A 19,405-nucleotide genomic window follows, 5' to 3' on the forward strand; every position below is an offset into this window, starting at 1 on the left:
AATTTACTCTAAAGCTTGTTATATCCTATCCTGCACTATCCTGAATAAAATAAACACTATTTAAATGAAAAAATCTTCAATAAATTAATATTTATTAAAGATTTTATTCTGATTATAAATAAAAGCTAAACTTAAAAATTTGGTTCCCAACCTGGTTCATAAGTTCTAGACCAAAGCCTCATGGCATTTCTGTTATACATCATACCTGTTTTATCATCTATATCAAAACCATTATTAATTCTGTAAGCAATATTAGCATAATGTACCATAGCCATACTTTTACTAGCATCATCAATTGGTGCTGTTAATTTTGTTTTACCTCTTATAGTATCAAAAAGGTTTTGGACATGTTTTGTAGAAGTATCGCCACCACCACCTAAAGCGGTTCCTGCTTCTTTTGATGCTGAGTTATATTCTTTAACTAATTTTCCTTTACGGTCATATAACATATATTTACCTCTATCAACAAATACAGAGCCTTCTGTTCCGTAAATTATAGTCCCACGACCACCACCATAAGTACTATAACTATTTCTAGATTTACCATCCCACTTAATGACTTTGTTATCTGCAAATTTAAACGTAGCCTCCATGTCATCATACATTTCCCAACCATCATCTAAAAAGTGACGTTTTTCTGCTTCAACATTAACATGCTGAGGAAAATCTACCTGTAATGCCCAACGTGCCACATCTAACTCATGAGTTCCATTATTACCTGCTTCGGCTGTTCCATATTCCCAACCATACCAATGCCAATTGTAATTCCATGTTTCTGAGGTATAATCACGTCTTGGTGCTGGCCCTTGCCATAAATCCCAATCTAATCCATCAGGAATTGGAGCACTTTTTTGTATTGGCGATTTACCACGTCCATTATTATAAAATGCGACAGCTTTATATGGTTTTCCTATAACTCCATTATGGATATCATTAATGATTTCTATAGTATGACCAGATGAACGTTGCTGATTCCCCATTTGAACCACTTTATTAAAATATTTTGCGGCTTTTACCAACTGCTCATTTTCATTCATATTGTGGCTACAAGGCTTTTCTACATAAACATGCTTCCCCGCTTTCATTGCCATAATTGAACCTGGTGCATGCCAATGATCTGGTGTTGCATTAATCAACACGTCAACATTTTTATCGTCTAGCACTTTTCTAATATCATTCTCTAAAGTAGGATTGTAATCAATATGTTTTCTAAACCCTTTTAAAGCCTTTAAACGTTGACTTTCCATCACATCACACAAGTAAAGTAATTTTGCATTACTTGCTTTTGATCCTATGGGTGATTTAAAAGCATTCAACCGTCTTCCCAATCCTGCAATGGCAACATTTAATCGGTCGTTTGCTCCAATTATATTCTTATAACTTTTAGCAGACATAGCGTTAACACCACCTGTTAAACTTACTCCAATTGCTGCTGCAGTAGTTTTTTTATAAAATCCCTTCTGTTATTGTCCATCTTATTTCTTTTTTTGTTTTGGAACTCTAATTTTAATATTTCTAAAAGCAACTTTATCGCCGTGGTCTTGCAATAAAATTTGTCCTTTTTCTAGTACTCCAAAGTTAGGCCATTTGGCGTATTTACTTTCTGAAACCAATTTTAAAAACCCTCGCTTCCTCGCTCATATTCTAACACTTTAATATCATTTAACCAATGCTCAACATGATTATTAATAGATTTAATATATGCCGTATTCCATTCTCCAATTGGCTTAATAGGTTTTTCAGGACTTGCTTGTATTAAATCGTATAGCGAACAAACAGTTCTACTGCCTTCATGCGACCCTCGTTTAGCATCTTCATGTAATGCATCATCCAAAATTTGATATTCTAAACCAATTGATGAACCTGGTCCTTTATTTATTTCAGTATCTACGTAATATTTGATACCACTATTTGCTCCTGGCGTTAATTTAAAATCTACTTGTAATTCAAAGTTACTGTAAACATCAGTTGTAACAATATCACCTCCTGCTTCAGATTCTGCCCCACCTGTATCTGCTACAATTAATTCTCCATTTTCAATAGACCAACCTTGAGGTGGAAATTTATCTAATTTTGCACCTCGCCATCCATTTGTGGTTTTGCCATCCCATAGCATTTTCCATCCTGATTTTTTTCACCTACAGTTAAATTATTTTTTGTGATTATAGGATTTAAAGGTGACCTAGTAGTATAGTTAGAAAGATTTTTAGTTAAGATCTTAGCATTTTTCCACATTACCTGCTTACCTAACCTATCTTTATGTTTACCTATGGAATGTACTTGTAATCCAATAAAACCACTAGCCGTTTTATCGTCAATTAAGTATGAAGCTGGCACGCCATTTATCCAAGTTTTTATAGTATCTGCAATAGCTTCAACACGATAATGGTTCCATTCATTCTGTTTGAAAGCTTTTTGAGCTTTGGGATTATTTTCTAAAGTATTTAACCATTTACGTCTTTTCTCATCATATATACCTCCACTCCAAGCGCGTTTAGAAGGGTCTATCTCGACCTGATATCCATGCACAATACCATCTCTGTAATAAGGAAGACTATTACTTCGTATTTGAATACCAGAATTCATTGTAGAATCGACTTTAAAATCGATTTCAAAAATAAAATCACTATACATTTCATTAGTTGTTAAAAATGTATTTGGTGTATTGTCTACAGTTGTTCCAATAACTACACCATCTTCTACCTTATAAGTAGCTATACCTCCTTTAATATTCCAACCTTCAATAGACTTGTTTTGTATTAAATTAATCCAAGGTATTAGCGCTTTTTCTTCCTTACAAGAATATACATTAATGATTAAGAGAATTGTAACAAAAAACAATAATCTAGATTTAAATACTTTCATTATAATTACGATTTAAAATTTTAGAAATTATTAAAAGCTCTTCATCATAAAAAATTAACACTTATAACGAAGAGCATTGACTAACTCAAATAATTAATTACTATTTTGAATATTTCAGTATAATTAAAGGGTTTTTCACTAAATCCTATCCTGTTCTGTCCTGAAACGACTGTTTTTAACATTATAAAAAGTTTTATGAAAAGAGAACTTTATGCTTGAGATGACAAAATATCTTTGCATAAATTAAAAAAAATAGCGAAGTGTATGTCCTCGCTATTTTTTTAAATGTTTATAATGTTTATAATGTTATGGTGTTTGAGTTAACTCCACAACAAACTCTTCAAATTTAACATTCCTGTCTCTTATTACTAAAGTATCCTTAACCGTATGCATTAAATCTAGTGTTGATCTAGAACGTACTTGACCAAATACAAGTTCCTCAACGATTTCAAGATCCTGGTATTCGTATTCTAAATATATTACATCACGTTTTTGTCCACCCCATTCATCTCCATCTTCTAAAAACCTTCCTGTTCCAGTAATAGTAATATTGCTATCTTCATCAGCATTAGTTATTGTAATTTCTTCATTATCATTAAATGTCAATTCTAAAGAGACAGAACTATTACTTGGAATACCTGCTCTTCTGATTAGGTTGGTACTAATCGCTTTATTGCGTCCTGCAGTTGATACGAAAGTTACTTCATCCCTTACAACAAACTCATCTCTATAAACAGTAGAAGAATCAATAGTGGTTGTTTCTGTAATTCCTGTTGCAACTGTGAATTTTTCAGAAGTCCCAACAACCTTATCCTCACCACGACGCAAATACATTCCTTGATACTTATTCATAAACTTAATACCAAAAAGAGTATAATCTTTAGGTAATGTTTGCCAATCAGTTTCTCTAATCTTGATAGGGTTTAAAACATCTTCATTAGGTACACCAGTCAAAAGTGAATCTAATCCTTCAGTTTGAGTAATTCTTAAAGGCACAACATAATGTACTTCTCCGTCTCCTGCAAATGAAAGTGGGTCTTCAAAAAACGCATCACTAAGTTGAATTGGAATACGTCCTTTAGTAGAACCAGCAGGTATAGTTACTGGACTTGACTGTTCAATGGTATAATATGACGCAGGCAATACCTGTACATTTACTGAATCAACATCAGTAATATTATTAGCGTCAATTAATTCCGGTGCTAATTCAAAAAAGACTCTTCTGTCTGTATCATTTTGATAAACTCCTGACATTGTTACACCAATTTCAAACCTACCATTATTATCATTATCATTAAATCCTAAATCGTATTTTCCTAAAATCAAAGTTCTAGCTGGAGTTTGAAATGGGAAATAAACTGAAGTTGAACCAAAATCGTCAAAATCATTTTCCTGATTAGTGCAAGCCATCAAACTGAAGACAACGGCTAATATTATTAAAAATTTTATTTTCATATCTAATGCTTTTTTAATTGTTTTAAAGTACATAATTATCTTACCAGCCATTATTTTGCTCCAATTCTGAGAACTTTAAAGTTTCATCATTCGGAATTGGTAAATACGTAGCAAAAGTTTGGTAATTTCTAATTTCAACAGAAGGTAATTCTACATAATTATTTCCATCAAAAAAGTAACCTTTAGCTGATTCATTTAATGATAATCCCCATCGTCTTAAATCCCAAAACCTGTGTCCCTCAAAGCTTAATTCTAAACGACGTTCATTTCTAATAAGATCTCTCATACCCTCCTTAGAGGTTATAGTTGCTAAGTAGCCGTCAGGTTGAGTAATTCCAGCTCTTTGACGGATTGCTGCAATAACATCACGAGCAGTCATCCCATTGATTTGTTGATCTGGACCACCAACTTCATTAGCTGCTTCTGCAAATATTAAAAATAATTCTGTGTATCTAAAATATACATTATAATGACTTTTCCCTGTTGAGGTTCCGTCATTATTAATCCTAACATCTGGACGTAATAACTTTTTAAGATAATAACCAGTTGTAGTAGAAAATTGAGGAATTGAATCCAATCTGTTTATTCCACCACCTACACCGGTATTAATAGCTCCACCTCCAAAAGTATCTCCATTTGTTACTATATATTTATTTAATCTTGGATCTCTATTTGCATAAGGATTTTGAGCATCGAAACCATTAGCTACTGTTGCAGGGAATCCATCTTGCATAGGGAATGCCATTACAAGATTATGTGTTGGGTTAATTTCCCCTCTTCCATTTACAGAAGGTGGAAACATACGTTCCTCTAAGGTTGAACTATTACCACCAATCGAACCTCTCCATAGCATTTCACCACTATTTCTAGCATTATCAGTTGTGTAAAATTCATCACCATCTGCTGTCAATCCAGAAATCCCTCCAATAGTATTTAATACTTGACTTGCTGTATTTGCAGCCATTTGATAATACCCTTGATCATTTAAAAAAGATGGACTAGCAGCAAACAATGCTAAACGTGCTTTAAGCCCCTGTACTATTCTACCAGAGATACGTAAATTATAAGCACTACCGTTCACTACCGCATATTTCCCGAAATCAACATTTGCATACCATGGGTCTAGGTTGGCTTCATTTAATCCATAATCTGTTGGCAACAAAGCTAAAGCATCATCAAAATCTTTCATTATGGCCTGAACAGAAGCTTCAAATGATAAACGTGGGGTATTAAAGTTACCCGTTGCTTCAATGAATTCAGTAAAATACGGTATACCCAATAATTCTCCTGAAGTTCCAATTCCTGCATGTGCTTGTAAAGCATAAAAATGATGCAACGCTCTCAATGCTAATGCCTCACCCTCCATACGTTGGTAAAACAATTGATTAACATCTTCATCTCTGTTCCATTGTATCTCACCAGCATTAATAATTTCTAAAAATCTATTAATGTAAAATACACGTTCAAAACTATTCCAACGAGAAGCAGGATTAAACTGAGCTGCTAACTCACCAAGAGCCATTCGCTTATAGCCATTATTTAATTGGTTACTTACAGCATCATCAGTTGCTGCCTCAGAAAACACATTCTGATTCACTAAACCATTATAACCTTGCAATAACAATCCTTCTGCCGATTCAGGGTCTGAACTAATATAATCAAAGTCTAACCTGTTTTCATCGATAGGCTCCAAGGTATCGCAGGCAACCATGCCAGTAAAAACCAACACAATTAATATATATTTTATTAAATTTTTCATTTTATTTATTCAAATTTTATAATTACATTAAAATGACGCTCGCACCCCAAGAGTAAAAGCTCTAGTTAGTGGCGTAGTACCAATTCTTAAATTAAGAATATCTTTGTCTTCAGCTATTTGTAAAAGGTTAGTTCCTTGAAGATTTAAACTAAAATCTTCTAAACCAATTTTGTTACACAGGTTATCATTAAACTCATATGTTAACTGTACACGGTTGATATTAAATATATTAGTATCATACAACCAAAAAGTAGAAGTTACAAAATTGTTTTGATTATTTTGAGTTGATAACCTAGGGAAGGTTGCAGTACTAGCTGTTGTTGGAGTCCATCTACCCAAAACAACTTCTGAATACTTATCATTACCATTTACTTGAAAGTAAGAATTAGAACTAATAGCGTTTCCACCTGTTTGTCCAGTACCTAAAATAAATAGATTAAATGCTTTATAGTTTAAATTAAGATTTACACCATAATTGAGAGGACTTGTAGATTGTCCTATAGCAACACGGTCATCATTATCTATAATATTATCACCGTTTTGATCTGTATATTTTATATCTCCAGGACGAACTATACCGAAACCAGGAACTGGTATGCCACTATTTAAAACAAACTCACCATCTGCATCCTGGGTAAATTCTGATTCAGAATAAAACCCTTGATCTACTAATCCAAAAATTGTTGATGTTTCTCTTCCAACTCTATTTTGGTAGTCAAACTCATTAATTTCTGCTCTTTTTGTAGCTATAGATTCACTATGTAAAATATTTGCACCTAAACTTACCGTCAATTCATTAAACGTTTTTTTGTAGTTTAAACCAATTTCAAAACCTTTATATGAATTTCTGTTGAAATTTTCAAGAGGTCTAAATGTGTTATAGTAAGATGGATATTGGTCAGTTAAAAATGCTAATTGCTTATCAAGGTCTGTTTCAAAATAATTAAATTCTAACCACAATGAATTCATCAAATAACTTTCAAATCCAATATTTAAATCAATGCGCTCTTCAAATCCTAAGTTAGGATTTGCGCCTTGTGATATACCTTGTCTTCTATTAGAACTTTGTCCATCAGCCCATGTAAACGTACCTGCATTCGAATAATCTTCACCATACAAATAATAACCGTTAATGCCTCTATCAGATTTTATAATACCACCTGATGCTTTTAGCTTTAGATAATTTACAAAATTGCTTTCTTTAAGAAAAGATTCTTCGCTTAGTATATAAGCCACACCTAAAGTTGGAGATAAACCGCCTCTATTACCTTCAGGTAATTTAATGGAATGTACATAAGAACCACTAAAATCTACAAATATTTTTTTCTTGTAATCATAACCTAATTGAAACGCTAAATGAGAATCAATATCCGTTTGAAGTACACCATTCACTTTCGTAGAGTTGTAGTATCCTAAAAACGTTGAGTTAATTGAGTGATCTGTACCAAATGTTCTATCATAATTAAGTAATCCATAAAAACCTAGTCGAGATACAAAACCGTTGGTACTAACACTTTCAGTTAAATCTCTAATGTTGTCACCAAATTCTTGAAAATTAGTTATTCTCTCTTCATCATTCCAGTCACTATTTGGATCTACAGCATAGGTTCTAAATTGATTTCGTAAAGTTAAATTATAAGAATCATAAAAATCAAAACTCAAATATGTTTTGGCAGATAAACCTTCTGTTATCATATCTAAATCAAAATTAATTGAATTATTAAACTGAGTAGAACGGAACACGGTATTTTGATATCCCCCCGCAATAGCCAAGGCTACTGGAGAATCTGTACCAAACTGTTGGGTTGTTCCTAAAAGCTGGCCATTAAAAGTATTTGCTGCCTGTAATTGACCTGCAAGTGTTGGGTTATTAGTAGTATCAATTAAATCTATAGGTATTAATGGCGAATAGACATTAGGTTTTAAAGTTGTACCAGCATTTAACAAATTAGCTCTAGATGATTTATTTGTACTAATAATTGCAACACCATCAATACTACTTGTAATCCAATCGTTAACTTTAAAATCTATATTACCTCTTAAATTAAATCGGTTAGTACCTGCATTAATATCTTCATTAATATTAACCCATGCCTCGTTATAATTCCACCCTGCATTAACATAATATTGAGATTTATCATTTCCACCAGAAAACTCCGTAATAATATTTCTTGAAGTTACAAAGGGTTGTACATATTCATTAGAATAAAGATCTAAGTCTGGATATCTAACTGGATTAACACCACTTCTAGTATTTTGAATAATATCATTTGTAAATGGCACTTGGTCTGCAGTTCCACCATCGTTTATAAATGCCTCATTAAATAAAACCATGTAATTTGCAGAATTAAGATAATTAGGCAATGCAAGCGGTGTTCTAATACCAGAACGAACATTAACATTAATTTCTTTTCTGTTTATTTTTCCACGCTTGGTATTAATAACAATCACCCCGTTTCTAGCTTGGCTTCCGTATAGCGCAACAGAGTTGGCATCTTTAAGAACAGTTATTTGATCAACTTCCTCCATATTTAAAATATTAGGATCACGACCTATTACACCATCAATTACAAAAATAGCTGCACCTAAACCTCTAATATTATTAGAGCCTCTAACACCAAGCATTAAGCCGTTTATATAATCTCTAACAAATTGCGTATTGTCATAAGTTAAGCGATCTTTAGTGTTAATTGCTGACATGGCACCAACAATTTCACGTCGGTTTTTGGTAGCTACTCCCATTTTAATAATATCACTTTCAGCAGCTAGGAAAGGTAATTTCTTTAAAGTGATATTTTGAGCTAAATCAGATATACTCATAAGTTCTGATTGATACCCCTCTTTTTGTATTACTACAGTTTGGTCTCCCTCTAAAGTGATTTGAAATTCTCCATTAGCATCTGTGGATGTTTGAACTCCATTAGGGCCATAAATAGTAACGCCACTAAGAGGATTACCTTGTTCGTCAACTAAGGTTGTTCTTACTTCTGTTTGAGCTATTGCAACACTACAAAAGCAAAATAGCGCTAATGATGTTAATGCAAACAACCTATATAATTTATTTATCTTCATTTTTTTGGTTTAATGTTAATTAAAACGAATTGTATAAAAACTACCATCCTGGATTTTGTGGGAAGCCCTCGTAAATCTGTGTTTGAGCAGCAGGAAATGGTATCCAATAATGCTTAGGGAATTCACAAACTCTCTCGACAAGTAGTTTTTCTGTGAATGACGAACGGTCTTGAGGATATTCAAAAGACGTTTTTCTTCTATACTTTTCTAAATGTGCTACACCCCAACGACGAATATCTACCCATCTATGAGCCTCAAAGCTTAATTCAACAGATCTTTCTCGTCTTAATTCATCCATAAATTTATTATTATCAGAAACTATAGCTGCAGGAACATTTGGCACACCAGCTCTATTTCTTAGTAAGTTTATAGCTTGCTCAGCACTTAATGAATAAGAACCAGGTGTTGCAGTTGCGCCTTTAGAAGCATGTAATGCTTCAGCATACATTAAATACACATCGGTAAGTCTCATATGCATGCGTACACCTACATATTTATCAATAATTCTATTCCATCTACTATGGTACTCTCCATCTTCTATAGGGTAAAATTTCTTACGCATATAAGCTGTTGTAGATGGTTGATTATCACTACCACTACTACGGTGTTCTCCACCTGTAAAAAGTTGAGCTTGCCTATGTTGTGCAGGAATTGTTGCTTTTGTTCCAAAAACCTCTCCATCTGTAATAATCCATTTGTAAAAACGTGGGTCACGATTATCGAATGGCTTTGTAGCGTCATATAATGTAGGGCCATAGGCTCCACTTATATCATCTTCAATTGACAAACCATTTGCCATTCCAAAATTATTATGAATAAAATTATGAGTTGGACTAGAAATTTCTGATCCAGACCTTCCATGAATGTCTCTATCTACACCTGATGTCATAAATCTTTCTGCTGAAACTTTATGACCTCCAGGAGCAGTAAAAACTAACTCACCAGCTCCAGGAAAAGTATTGGGTGCTGGTGTTTTCCAAAACACCTCATCAATATTTTCCCAAGTAGATAATGCATAGCGACCTTGGTCAGCTAATTTAAGTATCCCTGCAAAAGCATCAACAGCCATATCACATAATTCGGTATCATAATCATAAGTATTTACACTTACGTTATTACCTTTCATTAATGGGCTTGCAGCAAGAAGTAGATTTTTACCTTGAAATGCATAGGCAGTTCCCTTAGTAACCCTAAGAGTATTTTCACCTAATGTTTTTTGCCCGTATGACATTGTATCCCAATTTACAGGTAATAACTCTATAGCTCTCTTGTAATCTTCATTGGCTTCTAAAGCACATTCTTTGTATGTTGCAGGACGTGGTAAAGCAAAATCACCAACTAGTACTTCCTTTATATAAGGGTAACGTCCCCAAAATTTCATAATTTCATTATGAAAAAATGCTCTAAAAAAATAGGCTTGACCAAGAATAACATCTTTTTCCTCTTGAGTGGCATTTACCATTAAATCAATATTTGCAATTGCCATATTAGCATTACGAATACCTCTTAAACCACCTTCATATAAACCAGGTCTTCTACTCGCCTGAGTTTGATTGGTATTGTTATTAGCAGTACCAAAAGCATTCCCTCTCCAAGGTGTTAAATAACTAAAACTATCGGTGTTTAAAGCATTTAATGCACCGTTATCAATCTTAAAACTTGGTTTCCAAGTTCTATTACCATGTGCATCATCCCCATATAGATAATCTTGAAAAGTATGCGCTGAAGTTCCATAATCTACAACTAAAGCATACATTTCTTCAATGAACCCTTGTGCGTTATCAAAGGTTGAAAAAACCTCTTCTCGATCTAAAACCGATTCTGGAGCAACATCTAAGTAGTCCTCGCATGAAAACGAGAATATAAGCCCCAATATTAATACCAATTTTGTTTTATAATTTTTCATCACGTTATTTTTTAAAAATTCAAATTAAACCCGAAGTTAAACCTTTTCAATGTAGGATAATCTCCCCTGAAATTAGAATCAGCAGTAATGTCACCGTTAAATTCTCTATCATCTGGTAAGTCTGACCATAAGAACAAATTATTACCATTGGCAAAAACCTGAAGTTTTTTAACACCCAACTTCTCACACGTTTTTTTAGGTATGTCATAAGACAATGAAACTGCTTTTAGTCTCGTTAATGATGCATCCAATAAGTTATCTCTTGGATTAGTATCAGCTTGCGCTCTCCATGCAGGCTGAGTATCTGTACTGTTAGGCGAATTAACAGTCCAATAATCTATATCTTGTGTGAAAATTAAATTAGTTTGATTATTAAATGTTCTGTTCCCAAAACTTCTAAGCGTATTTTGTGTGCCATACAGTTGAGCAGAAATACTAAAACCTTTATAACGTGCTCCTATAGTAGCAGCCCAGTTTCTTTGTGGTGTTGTTGGATAGCCATAAGGCGCATTATCAAACCTGCCATCGTAAAGCCCATCACCGTCAAAATCAATCAAATCATAATAGCCCACTCGTCTATCCTCTTGATTATTAATAAGTGGTGTTGAACTATAAACATCATCCCAATTTGTAAGGATTCCTCCAGGAATAGCTGTTCTTGTTTGTCCTAATGGATAACCTGCATTCTTTTGATAAAAAGGTCTAAACGCCGGGTCTTCTCTTTCTATAACTTTATTGATAGCTTGTGTAAAATTGAAATCACCAAAAAGATTTAACCCGTTACCGAACGTATAATTAGCTCCTAAAACAATTTCAAAACCTCTTACCTCTACTACACCTTTATTAAAATCTGGTGGTGCTATTCCAAAAAAGTCTGGTACAGCTCTATCTTGACCTCTAATAATAATATTTTCGCGGTCTTCATTAAAATAATCAAATTCAGCAGTAATTATATTATCTAATAGTGATACCTCAGCACCTATGTTATACTTGGTAGATGTTTCCCATTGCAGATTAGCATTTCCAACACTATCTTCTGTATTGAAAATGTAAGGCGATCTTCCATCACCACCTTGATAAGCATTAGGATTTAAGAAAGCCGATCCTCCATTACTCCATTGTTGAATATAATTCCATCTACCAGGAGCTCTATCACTACCTGTTACTCCATAAGATCCTCTAATTTTTAATCTATTTAACCAGTCTACTTCACTCATAAACGATTCGTTGGTTACCGTCCAACCTAATCCTACAGCAGGAAAGAGATCAAAACGAAACCCTGGACCAAATCTCTCTGAGCCGTTATAAGCACCACTTAATTCTATCAAATATCTATTATCATAATTATAAGTTAATCTATTTACCCAGTTTTCACGAAATGTAGGAAAAACACTTCCTGTTGCGCTTTCTTGTCTTCTAAACAAGATTAGTGCCGTTACATTATGTTTATCTGCGATAGAAGTAGAGTAGTTTAATGACATATCATAAACTAAATTACGTCTTCTACCACGAACGCCATTAGTAGTATTATCAAGTACTTGAGAAGTTCCCACAGTCCATGGGAATTGTACAAAATCGAAGTCATTTACACCGTTTGGTGATATAATCTGCTCTTGGTCTCCGTCATAAACTCTATAGACTACATTTTCAAGACCATCCCCACCTGGGTCATTTAAGCTTTGTCGACTATTCATATTATTATCTAACGAGAACCTACCTTGAAATTTCAAACCTTTAGTTACAAAATCAAGGTTTTGTTTTAAAATAATATCCGTATTTACCTGGAAACTAGTAAAAGTATTATACCCTGTATTAGTTAAACTCACAATAGGGTTTGTTATACCAAATCCGTCGTCTACATATTGTCCATAAAGACCATCTGGATATACAGGTGTAAAAAGGTCAGGAGCAATTTCATAAATTCCGTTTACTACAACATTTAAATTGGCTGGCGACTGACGAGTCCCCAAGTAACCAGAAAGGTTTACCGAAAGCTCTGTAGTTTTGGTAATATTAAAATCAATATTAGTTCGGTAATTAAAACGCTCGTAATTGTATTCTCCAAGATATCCTTTTCCACTATCATATTTACCTCCATCAAAAATATCATCTACCGTTTGATATGCTAAACTCGCAAAATATTTAGAATTTTCTCCTCCACCACGCGCAGATAAATTAATTCTATAATCTTGAGCAAAATCTTTCAGTATCTCATCTTCCCAATTTACGTTAGGATAAATAAAACTTTCTTCCGCATTTAAAGGATTACGGTATTTATCAAGAATAGCCATTGGTGTAAAATCACCCCATGATGCAGGTTCAAGTGCTAGTTCTCTCAAAATAGAACTATTAGCCTGTGATATTGCATCATAAGAATCTAATTTTTGCGGCAATCTTGAAACCGTTTTAATCGTGGTATTAACAGTCAATGATAGTTGTGCTTTTCCTTTTTTACCACGCTTGGTTGTGATTAATATTACACCATCTCCTCCTTCTACACCAAATACAGCTGTAGCAGAAGCATCTTTAAGGACAGATATATTCTCAATATCATTAAAATCAATATCAGACATTGCTCTTGGAACACCATCTACCAGAACCAATGGCTCTCCACCACCATTCCATGAACTTTGACCACGAATAAAGATTCGCATATCAGACTGACCTGGAAGACCACTACCTTGTATCGCAGTTACACCAGGTAAATTCCCTTGTAGTGCTGCTTCAACATTAGTTAAACCACCAGCTCTTTCCATTAGAACCTCTCCTTTAACTTGACTTATCGCAGCTACCACACTCGCTTTTTTCTGTGTACCGTAACCTACTACTACTACTTCATCCAGCCCCTCTACATCTTCTTCCATACTTAGATTAATGGTAGCTTGACCATTTACTGGAATTTCTACTGTTTTAAAACCTAAATAAGAAAATACCAAAGTTTTTTCTCCCGAGGTTAATTCAATAACATACTTACCGTCAAAATCTGTTGATGCTCCTCGGCTAGTATCTTTTTGCAGCACACTTACACCGGGCAAAGGCATCCCGCTAGCATCAGTAACAGTACCCGAAATCTTTTCCTGAGCCTGTAAACTAGTTGAAGTGAAACTGGAGAACATTAACATCATAATTAAGGTTAATCCAGAAACAAAACATCTTTTCTTTAATTTGTGTTTCATTTTGAGTTTGAGTTTTAACATATAATTTAGTTTTATTAGTTCGATAAAGTACAATTACATAAGAAAATCATAGTATTATCAATATAGATACAATTTTACAAATTTAGCTATGAACGCCTATCCTGCCCTATCCTGTTAAAATGATTTTTTAACTATATTTCTTGCGATTTTATATATCTTATAATAAGTAATTAACAAGCTGATTTATAGATTTATTCAAAACCAAAAGTCAGTATATAACAATTTTGTCCTATACTATCCTGATAAAACTAGACAAATGAGTTAGTATCAAGACTAGTTCATACTAAATTATAAAGAATCTCTTAATATTAACTGAGTTTTCAAATAAGTTTTTTGAGGTTTATTAAGCGTAATAAAATCAGCTACTCTTTCACCAAATTCTTTAAAGTCAATTGACACAACTGTAATACCTTTGTTTGTATACTCTTTTAAAGGTGTATCGTTATAAGAGAGTACACCAACATCTTTTCCTAAATCTAAATTTTCTAAACGACATTGATTTAAAAGCTCATACAACATCCTATCATTAACGGTTATGTACGCTATCTTTTTTTCAACGATGAATTCATTAGAATTACGACAAATGGTGTGTGCAAAATCGTGAGTAACACAAAACTTCTTAAAATAGTCTAAGCTTTCAGAAGGATGGTAAGTAAACTCTGGATAAACAAAGCATAAAGCTTTGTATTTTTTTAATAAGTGTAATGCTTGCTCAAGACATCCATAAAAAGCTTTACCAAAATTTTGAAATACATAATTTTCTGCTATATCTAAGTTGGCTTTCCAATCAATGAGTAACAATTTACTTTTATCTATTTTAGATAGAGTACCAATTACTTCTGGATGATTAAACCCCATAATGATATACTTGTAATACTTACCATTATCAATATTAAGCATGGCTTTAAAATTTTTAATATTATAATGGTGAAATTGTAAATCAACAACAACATTATCAGGTAAGCAATCCATAAACGAATGATAAAAAACTTCTTTGTAGGCTTTGAAAGTACTTATCAACAAAAGAATTTTCTTTCGGCTTTCACATATGTAGTACCCTTTGTTTGGAGTGGACTTTATGTAGCCTTGCTTTTTTAATAATGTATATGCTTTAAATACAGTATCACGAGAAATATTATACTCTTTACTAAACTCGTTAATAGAAGGTATACTATCACCAAATTTATAAGAGTTTATTTCAATAGACTCTTTAAACGCATTAACGATCTTAATGTATTTGGGAATATTATTACTGTTAATATTCTTCAATATAATTCTGTTATCTATCATAGAATAGTTCATAAAAATCAATCTTTCATACTAACAATTATGATATCGTTAAAAAGATTGATTACTAAACCTTACCAAATAAATTATATTATTTCAAAATATGTATCCTGTACTTTCTGAATAATGGATAAAATTCGTCTTTTTTATTGTAGACTTTAGTAATAAATTGACAGTAAAGATTGTTGAAGTTGTTATTGCTTATGTTTTAAATGAATAAATCAAAAGCAAATTACTATTAAAGTCAAATTCAGTAAATGAGAATATAAATTTAAAAAACTATTTTCTAATAAACAGGACATCTATTAGGATATAAAGTAGAATTAAATGAAATCAATTAATGAACTATTCCTTTGATCTTTTTTAAGACCTTTTTGTCGGGATGACAGGATTTGAACCTGCGACCACACGACCCCCAGCCGTGTACGCTAACCGGACTGCGCCACATCCCGAATTGTTTTTGTAATTTTCAAAGAAAACACTTTTTAACTTATTTGCAAAACGTAAAAAAGCCAAAGTATTCACTTTGGCTTTTTTAATATACAATTTCAATTACTTAATTATATGTAGATGTTGACACCTCAAAAGAAGCATCTTTTGCTGCTAAATAACGCTCAGCATCCAAAGCTGCCATACAACCTGTTCCTGCTGCGGTTACTGCTTGACGATAGACATGGTCTGCCGCATCTCCTGAAACGAAAACTCCATCTATATTTGTTTTAGAAGTTCCTGGTACATTTATAATATAACCTGTTTCATCTAAATCCAAAAAGCCTTTAAAAATATCAGTATTTGGTTTATGACCAATTGCTACAAAAAATCCTGTTGCCTCAATTTCATGTTTCTCATTGGTTTGATTATTAAAAACTCTAACTCCAGTTACCACTTGGCCATCACCTAAAACCTCATCAGTTTCAGTATTAAATAATATTTCAATATTTTCAGTATTCTGAACTCTAGCAGCCATAATTTTTGAAGCTCTGAATTCATCACGCCTTACTAACATGGTTACTTTTTTACACAGTTTAGATAAATAGTGTGCTTCTTCACATGCTGAATCTCCTGCACCAACAATTACCACTTCTTGGTTTCTATAAAAGAACCCATCACATACTGCACAAGCAGAAACTCCACCACCAAGTTTTAAATATTTCTGTTCAGAATCTAAACCTAAATATTTAGCTGAAGCGCCAGTTGAAATAATAATGGTATCTGCATGAATTTCTTTCGTTTCATTTACCCAAACTTTATGAACTTCACCTGAAAAATCAACTTTTGTAATCCAACCATCGCGAACATCTGTTTCAAAACGTTGCGCTTGTGCCTGTAATTGCATCATCATTTCTGGCCCTGTAACACCATCAGGATATCCTGGGAAATTTTCAACTTCATTTGTAGTTGTTAATTGCCCTCCTGGTTGAGAACCTTGGTATAAAACTGGTTTCATATTAGCCCTAGCCGCATAAATTGCTGCCGTGTAACCAGCAGGTCCGGAACCTATTATTAAACATTTTAATCTTTCAATATCTTGAGACATAATCTTATCAATTTAGTAGTAACAAAAGTAGAATTTTTGAAGCAAACCTTACTCAGAAGTTATTAACAGTATTTATGGTTTAATAAATATTCACTATCACAACTACAATAAGAACTGCTATTAAAACAGTAGGACTAGAACCTTATAAGGTTGATTAAAAATATTAAAAGTAACTCAACTCAATCTTATCAAAATCTATTTTAACGAAACTTTCAAGCATTTCAATTAATTACGTATTCATTTTTTTGTAACTTGTTGTTAACTAAACAAATTATATTATGAAAAAAAGTTTAACCCTAGCGCTTATTTTATTTGCAATCGTAATTTCTTGTAATGATTCAAATAAAAAATCAGAAGTTGTTTCAGAAGAAACTAAAGAAGAAAAATTATCTATTATGGGCTCTTGGGAGCGAACTAGTTTTTATAATTATGGTGAAAACGGAAAAATAACAGATAGCTTTTCTTCATCAGAAGCTAATAGACATATCAAAATTTTTACAAAATCTAAGGTAATGTGGTGTAGAAATATTGCTGCAGATTCTACAGAATGGTTTGGCTATGGAAAATACTCTTTAAACGACAGTCTTCTAACTGAAGTTTTAGAATATGGATCAGTAGAAATGAGTCAATACATTGCAAAGAACCCTGAATTTGTATTTAAGTATGATTTAGGAGCTGATAAGTTTAGTCAAATACAAATTGATGCAGAAGGGCATCCCCTTTTTGCTGAAAACTACACAAGAATAGAATAAAATCTTGCAATTAGTTTAATTTTCAAACTGTATCTTTATAAATATTTTTTAATTTATGAAGATAGTAGTTCTAGATGGTTACACATTAAATCCAGGCGATTTAGACTGGAAACTTATTAAACAGTATGGAAACATAACTGTTTATGACAGAACACCATATAATAATAGGAGTATTTTAAAAAACATCGAAGATGCTGACATAATATTCACTAATAAAACACCTTTAAATTCTGAGGTTTTAAATAAAGCACCAAATTTAAAATACATAGGTGTTTTAGCAACTGGTTACAATGTTGTTGATGTAGAAGCTGCAAAACAACTTGGAATAGTTGTAACCAATGTGCCAGATTACAGTTCTTCCGCAGTAGCACAATTTACTTTAGCTTTAATTTTAGAACTTTGTCATCATATAGGAAATCATAATACTGCAGTACAGAATAGAGATTGGATAAAAAGCAAAGATTTTTCATTTTGGAATTACCCTTTAATAGAATTGGCTGATAAAACAATCGGTATTATTGGTTTTGGTAAAATTGGTAAAGCAACAGCTAAACTTGCTCAAGCATTCGGACTCAACATAAAAGTTTATAACAGAACAGTTTACAAAGAATTTAAAACTATTAATTTATCTTTTGTTTCTTTAGAAGAACTATTAAAAACTTCTGATATTATTAGTCTTCATTGCCCATTATCCAAAGACACAGAAGGCATAATTAATACATCTACCATCTTGCAAATGAAAGATGGTGCAATGCTTATAAATACATCTCGTGGACCATTAATCGTTGAACAAGATTTAACTAATGCATTAAATAATGGAAAATTATCTGGAGCTGCAGTTGATGTAATTTCAGAAGAACCTATGAAAGAGGATAATCCATTGTTGAATGCTAAGAACTGTATTATTACACCACACATAGCATGGGCAACCAAAGAAGCCAGAACTAGATTGATGCAAACTGCTGCTAGTAATCTAAAAGCCTTTTTAGATGGAAACCCAATAAATATTGTCAATAAATAAAAAAGACTATTCAATTTTTGAATAGTCTTTTTGTCGGGGTGGCAGGATTCGAACCTGCGGCCTCCACGTCCCAAACGTGGCGCGATAACCGGGCTACGCTACACCCCGAATTAGTTATCATTAACAGGCTGCAAATATACTTTTTTTAATCAATCTGTTATCCAATTTTCAGAAAATATAATTTATTTTTCAAAAAGTTTTTATTCCTGAGTAAATACCATAATTTTCCGAAGTGAATTATACTTCAAAATTAACTACAATTATAGTTTTTCTGTTTTATGGATTTGTTTTTAGCCAAAAACAACCCATCAATAAAGTTACAGATGCAGAAAGTGGTGTTTTATTAACATCTGTTACAATTACTAAAATTAAAGATACTACCTCAATAATATCTAAAGATGGCATTTTCTCTATTAAAGAATCGGGATATTATAGATTTATTAGAAAAGGTTATTTAGAGGAAATCATTGCTCTTGAATTAAAAAAAGTCACATTATCCAACTTAATGCTAATCCTCAACAACTAAATGAAGTTATAATTAATGCCAACCACTT

The 19,405-nt window shown here is 32.8% G+C and carries 11 protein-coding genes, 2 tRNA genes and 1 pseudogene; 3 read left to right on the plus strand and 11 right to left on the minus strand.

Features of this window, described 5'->3' with window-relative positions:
• Window positions 1-131: 131 nt before the first annotated feature.
• The 10 genes and pseudogenes from AC0L5U_RS07725 to trxB form a co-directional block, all read right to left on the minus strand.
• Complete coding sequence (locus tag AC0L5U_RS07725; RefSeq protein WP_473415677.1) at window positions 132-1,394, minus strand: Gfo/Idh/MocA family protein; 1,263 nt, start codon at window positions 1,392-1,394, stop codon at window positions 132-134.
• A gap of 81 nt (window positions 1,395-1,475) precedes the next feature.
• Window positions 1,476-2,865: pseudogene (locus AC0L5U_RS07730) on the minus strand (3-keto-disaccharide hydrolase).
• Window positions 2,866-3,171: 306 nt separating this feature from the next.
• Window positions 3,172-4,371 carry a DUF5627 domain-containing protein gene (locus AC0L5U_RS07735; RefSeq protein WP_473415678.1) on the minus strand — a complete coding sequence of 400 codons (1,200 nt, stop codon included), beginning with the start codon at window positions 4,369-4,371 and terminating at the stop codon, window positions 3,172-3,174.
• Window positions 4,361-6,079 carry a RagB/SusD family nutrient uptake outer membrane protein gene (locus AC0L5U_RS07740; RefSeq protein ID WP_473415679.1) on the minus strand — a complete coding sequence of 573 codons (1,719 nt, stop codon included), beginning with the start codon at window positions 6,077-6,079 and terminating at the stop codon, window positions 4,361-4,363. The genes AC0L5U_RS07735 and AC0L5U_RS07740 overlap by 11 nt, the downstream gene beginning before the upstream one ends.
• Before the next feature lie 27 nt (window positions 6,080-6,106).
• Window positions 6,107-9,151, minus strand: a complete 3,045-nt coding sequence (locus AC0L5U_RS07745; protein WP_473415680.1) for a SusC/RagA family TonB-linked outer membrane protein — start codon at window positions 9,149-9,151, stop codon at window positions 6,107-6,109.
• Between the two features lie 40 nt (window positions 9,152-9,191).
• Complete coding sequence (locus AC0L5U_RS07750; protein WP_473415681.1) at window positions 9,192-11,057, minus strand: RagB/SusD family nutrient uptake outer membrane protein; 1,866 nt, start codon at window positions 11,055-11,057, stop codon at window positions 9,192-9,194.
• A gap of 11 nt (window positions 11,058-11,068) precedes the next feature.
• On the minus strand, window positions 11,069-14,233 hold the full coding sequence (locus tag AC0L5U_RS07755; protein ID WP_473415682.1) for a SusC/RagA family TonB-linked outer membrane protein: 3,165 nt from the start codon (window positions 14,231-14,233) through the stop codon (window positions 11,069-11,071).
• A 309-nt stretch (window positions 14,234-14,542) separates the two neighbouring features.
• Entirely contained in the window at window positions 14,543-15,556 is a 1,014-nt protein-coding gene (locus AC0L5U_RS07760) for a GntR family transcriptional regulator (protein WP_473415684.1), read from the minus strand.
• A 362-nt stretch (window positions 15,557-15,918) separates the two neighbouring features.
• Window positions 15,919-15,993: transfer RNA gene (locus tag AC0L5U_RS07765), tRNA-Pro, on the minus strand.
• A 104-nt stretch (window positions 15,994-16,097) separates the two neighbouring features.
• Entirely contained in the window at window positions 16,098-17,078 is a 981-nt protein-coding gene (gene trxB / locus AC0L5U_RS07770; RefSeq protein WP_473415686.1) for a thioredoxin-disulfide reductase, read from the minus strand.
• A 278-nt stretch (window positions 17,079-17,356) separates the two neighbouring features.
• Here trxB and AC0L5U_RS07775 point away from each other — a divergent pair, with 278 nt between their 5' ends.
• On the plus strand, window positions 17,357-17,830 hold the full coding sequence (locus AC0L5U_RS07775) for a hypothetical protein (protein ID WP_473415687.1): 474 nt from the start codon (window positions 17,357-17,359) through the stop codon (window positions 17,828-17,830).
• 55 nt (window positions 17,831-17,885) lie between these two features.
• Window positions 17,886-18,851, plus strand: coding sequence for a D-2-hydroxyacid dehydrogenase (locus tag AC0L5U_RS07780; RefSeq protein ID WP_473415688.1), 966 nt, complete (start codon window positions 17,886-17,888; stop codon window positions 18,849-18,851).
• A gap of 33 nt (window positions 18,852-18,884) precedes the next feature.
• Here the strand turns inward: AC0L5U_RS07780 and AC0L5U_RS07785 are convergent.
• A tRNA-Pro gene (locus AC0L5U_RS07785) sits at window positions 18,885-18,959 on the minus strand.
• A gap of 124 nt (window positions 18,960-19,083) precedes the next feature.
• Here AC0L5U_RS07785 and AC0L5U_RS07790 point away from each other — a divergent pair.
• On the plus strand, window positions 19,084-19,377 hold the full coding sequence (locus tag AC0L5U_RS07790; protein WP_473415689.1) for a hypothetical protein: 294 nt from the start codon (window positions 19,084-19,086) through the stop codon (window positions 19,375-19,377).
• The last annotated feature ends 28 nt before the right edge of the window (window positions 19,378-19,405 follow it).

It is taken from the genome of Jejuia sp. G7-7, assembly GCF_055808955.1.

What these genes read in the sequence shown, in the direction of transcription:
- AC0L5U_RS07725 (WP_473415677.1), bottom strand. Translation starts at nt 1,394, where the DNA reads ATGTCTGCTAAAAGTTATAAGAATATAATTGGAGCAAACGACCGATTA.
- AC0L5U_RS07735 (WP_473415678.1), bottom strand. Translation starts at nt 4,371, where the DNA reads ATGGCTGGTAAGATAATTATGTACTTTAAAACAATTAAAAAAGCATTA.
- AC0L5U_RS07740 (WP_473415679.1), bottom strand. Translation starts at nt 6,079, where the DNA reads ATGAAAAATTTAATAAAATATATATTAATTGTGTTGGTTTTTACTGGC.
- AC0L5U_RS07745 (WP_473415680.1), bottom strand. Translation starts at nt 9,151, where the DNA reads ATGAAGATAAATAAATTATATAGGTTGTTTGCATTAACATCATTAGCG.
- AC0L5U_RS07750 (WP_473415681.1), bottom strand. Translation starts at nt 11,057, where the DNA reads ATGAAAAATTATAAAACAAAATTGGTATTAATATTGGGGCTTATATTC.
- AC0L5U_RS07755 (WP_473415682.1), bottom strand. Translation starts at nt 14,233, where the DNA reads ATGAAACACAAATTAAAGAAAAGATGTTTTGTTTCTGGATTAACCTTA.
- AC0L5U_RS07760 (WP_473415684.1), bottom strand. Translation starts at nt 15,556, where the DNA reads ATGAACTATTCTATGATAGATAACAGAATTATATTGAAGAATATTAAC.
- trxB (WP_473415686.1), bottom strand. Translation starts at nt 17,078, where the DNA reads ATGTCTCAAGATATTGAAAGATTAAAATGTTTAATAATAGGTTCCGGA.
- AC0L5U_RS07775 (WP_473415687.1), top strand. Translation starts at nt 17,357, where the DNA reads ATGAAAAAAAGTTTAACCCTAGCGCTTATTTTATTTGCAATCGTAATT.
- AC0L5U_RS07780 (WP_473415688.1), top strand. Translation starts at nt 17,886, where the DNA reads ATGAAGATAGTAGTTCTAGATGGTTACACATTAAATCCAGGCGATTTA.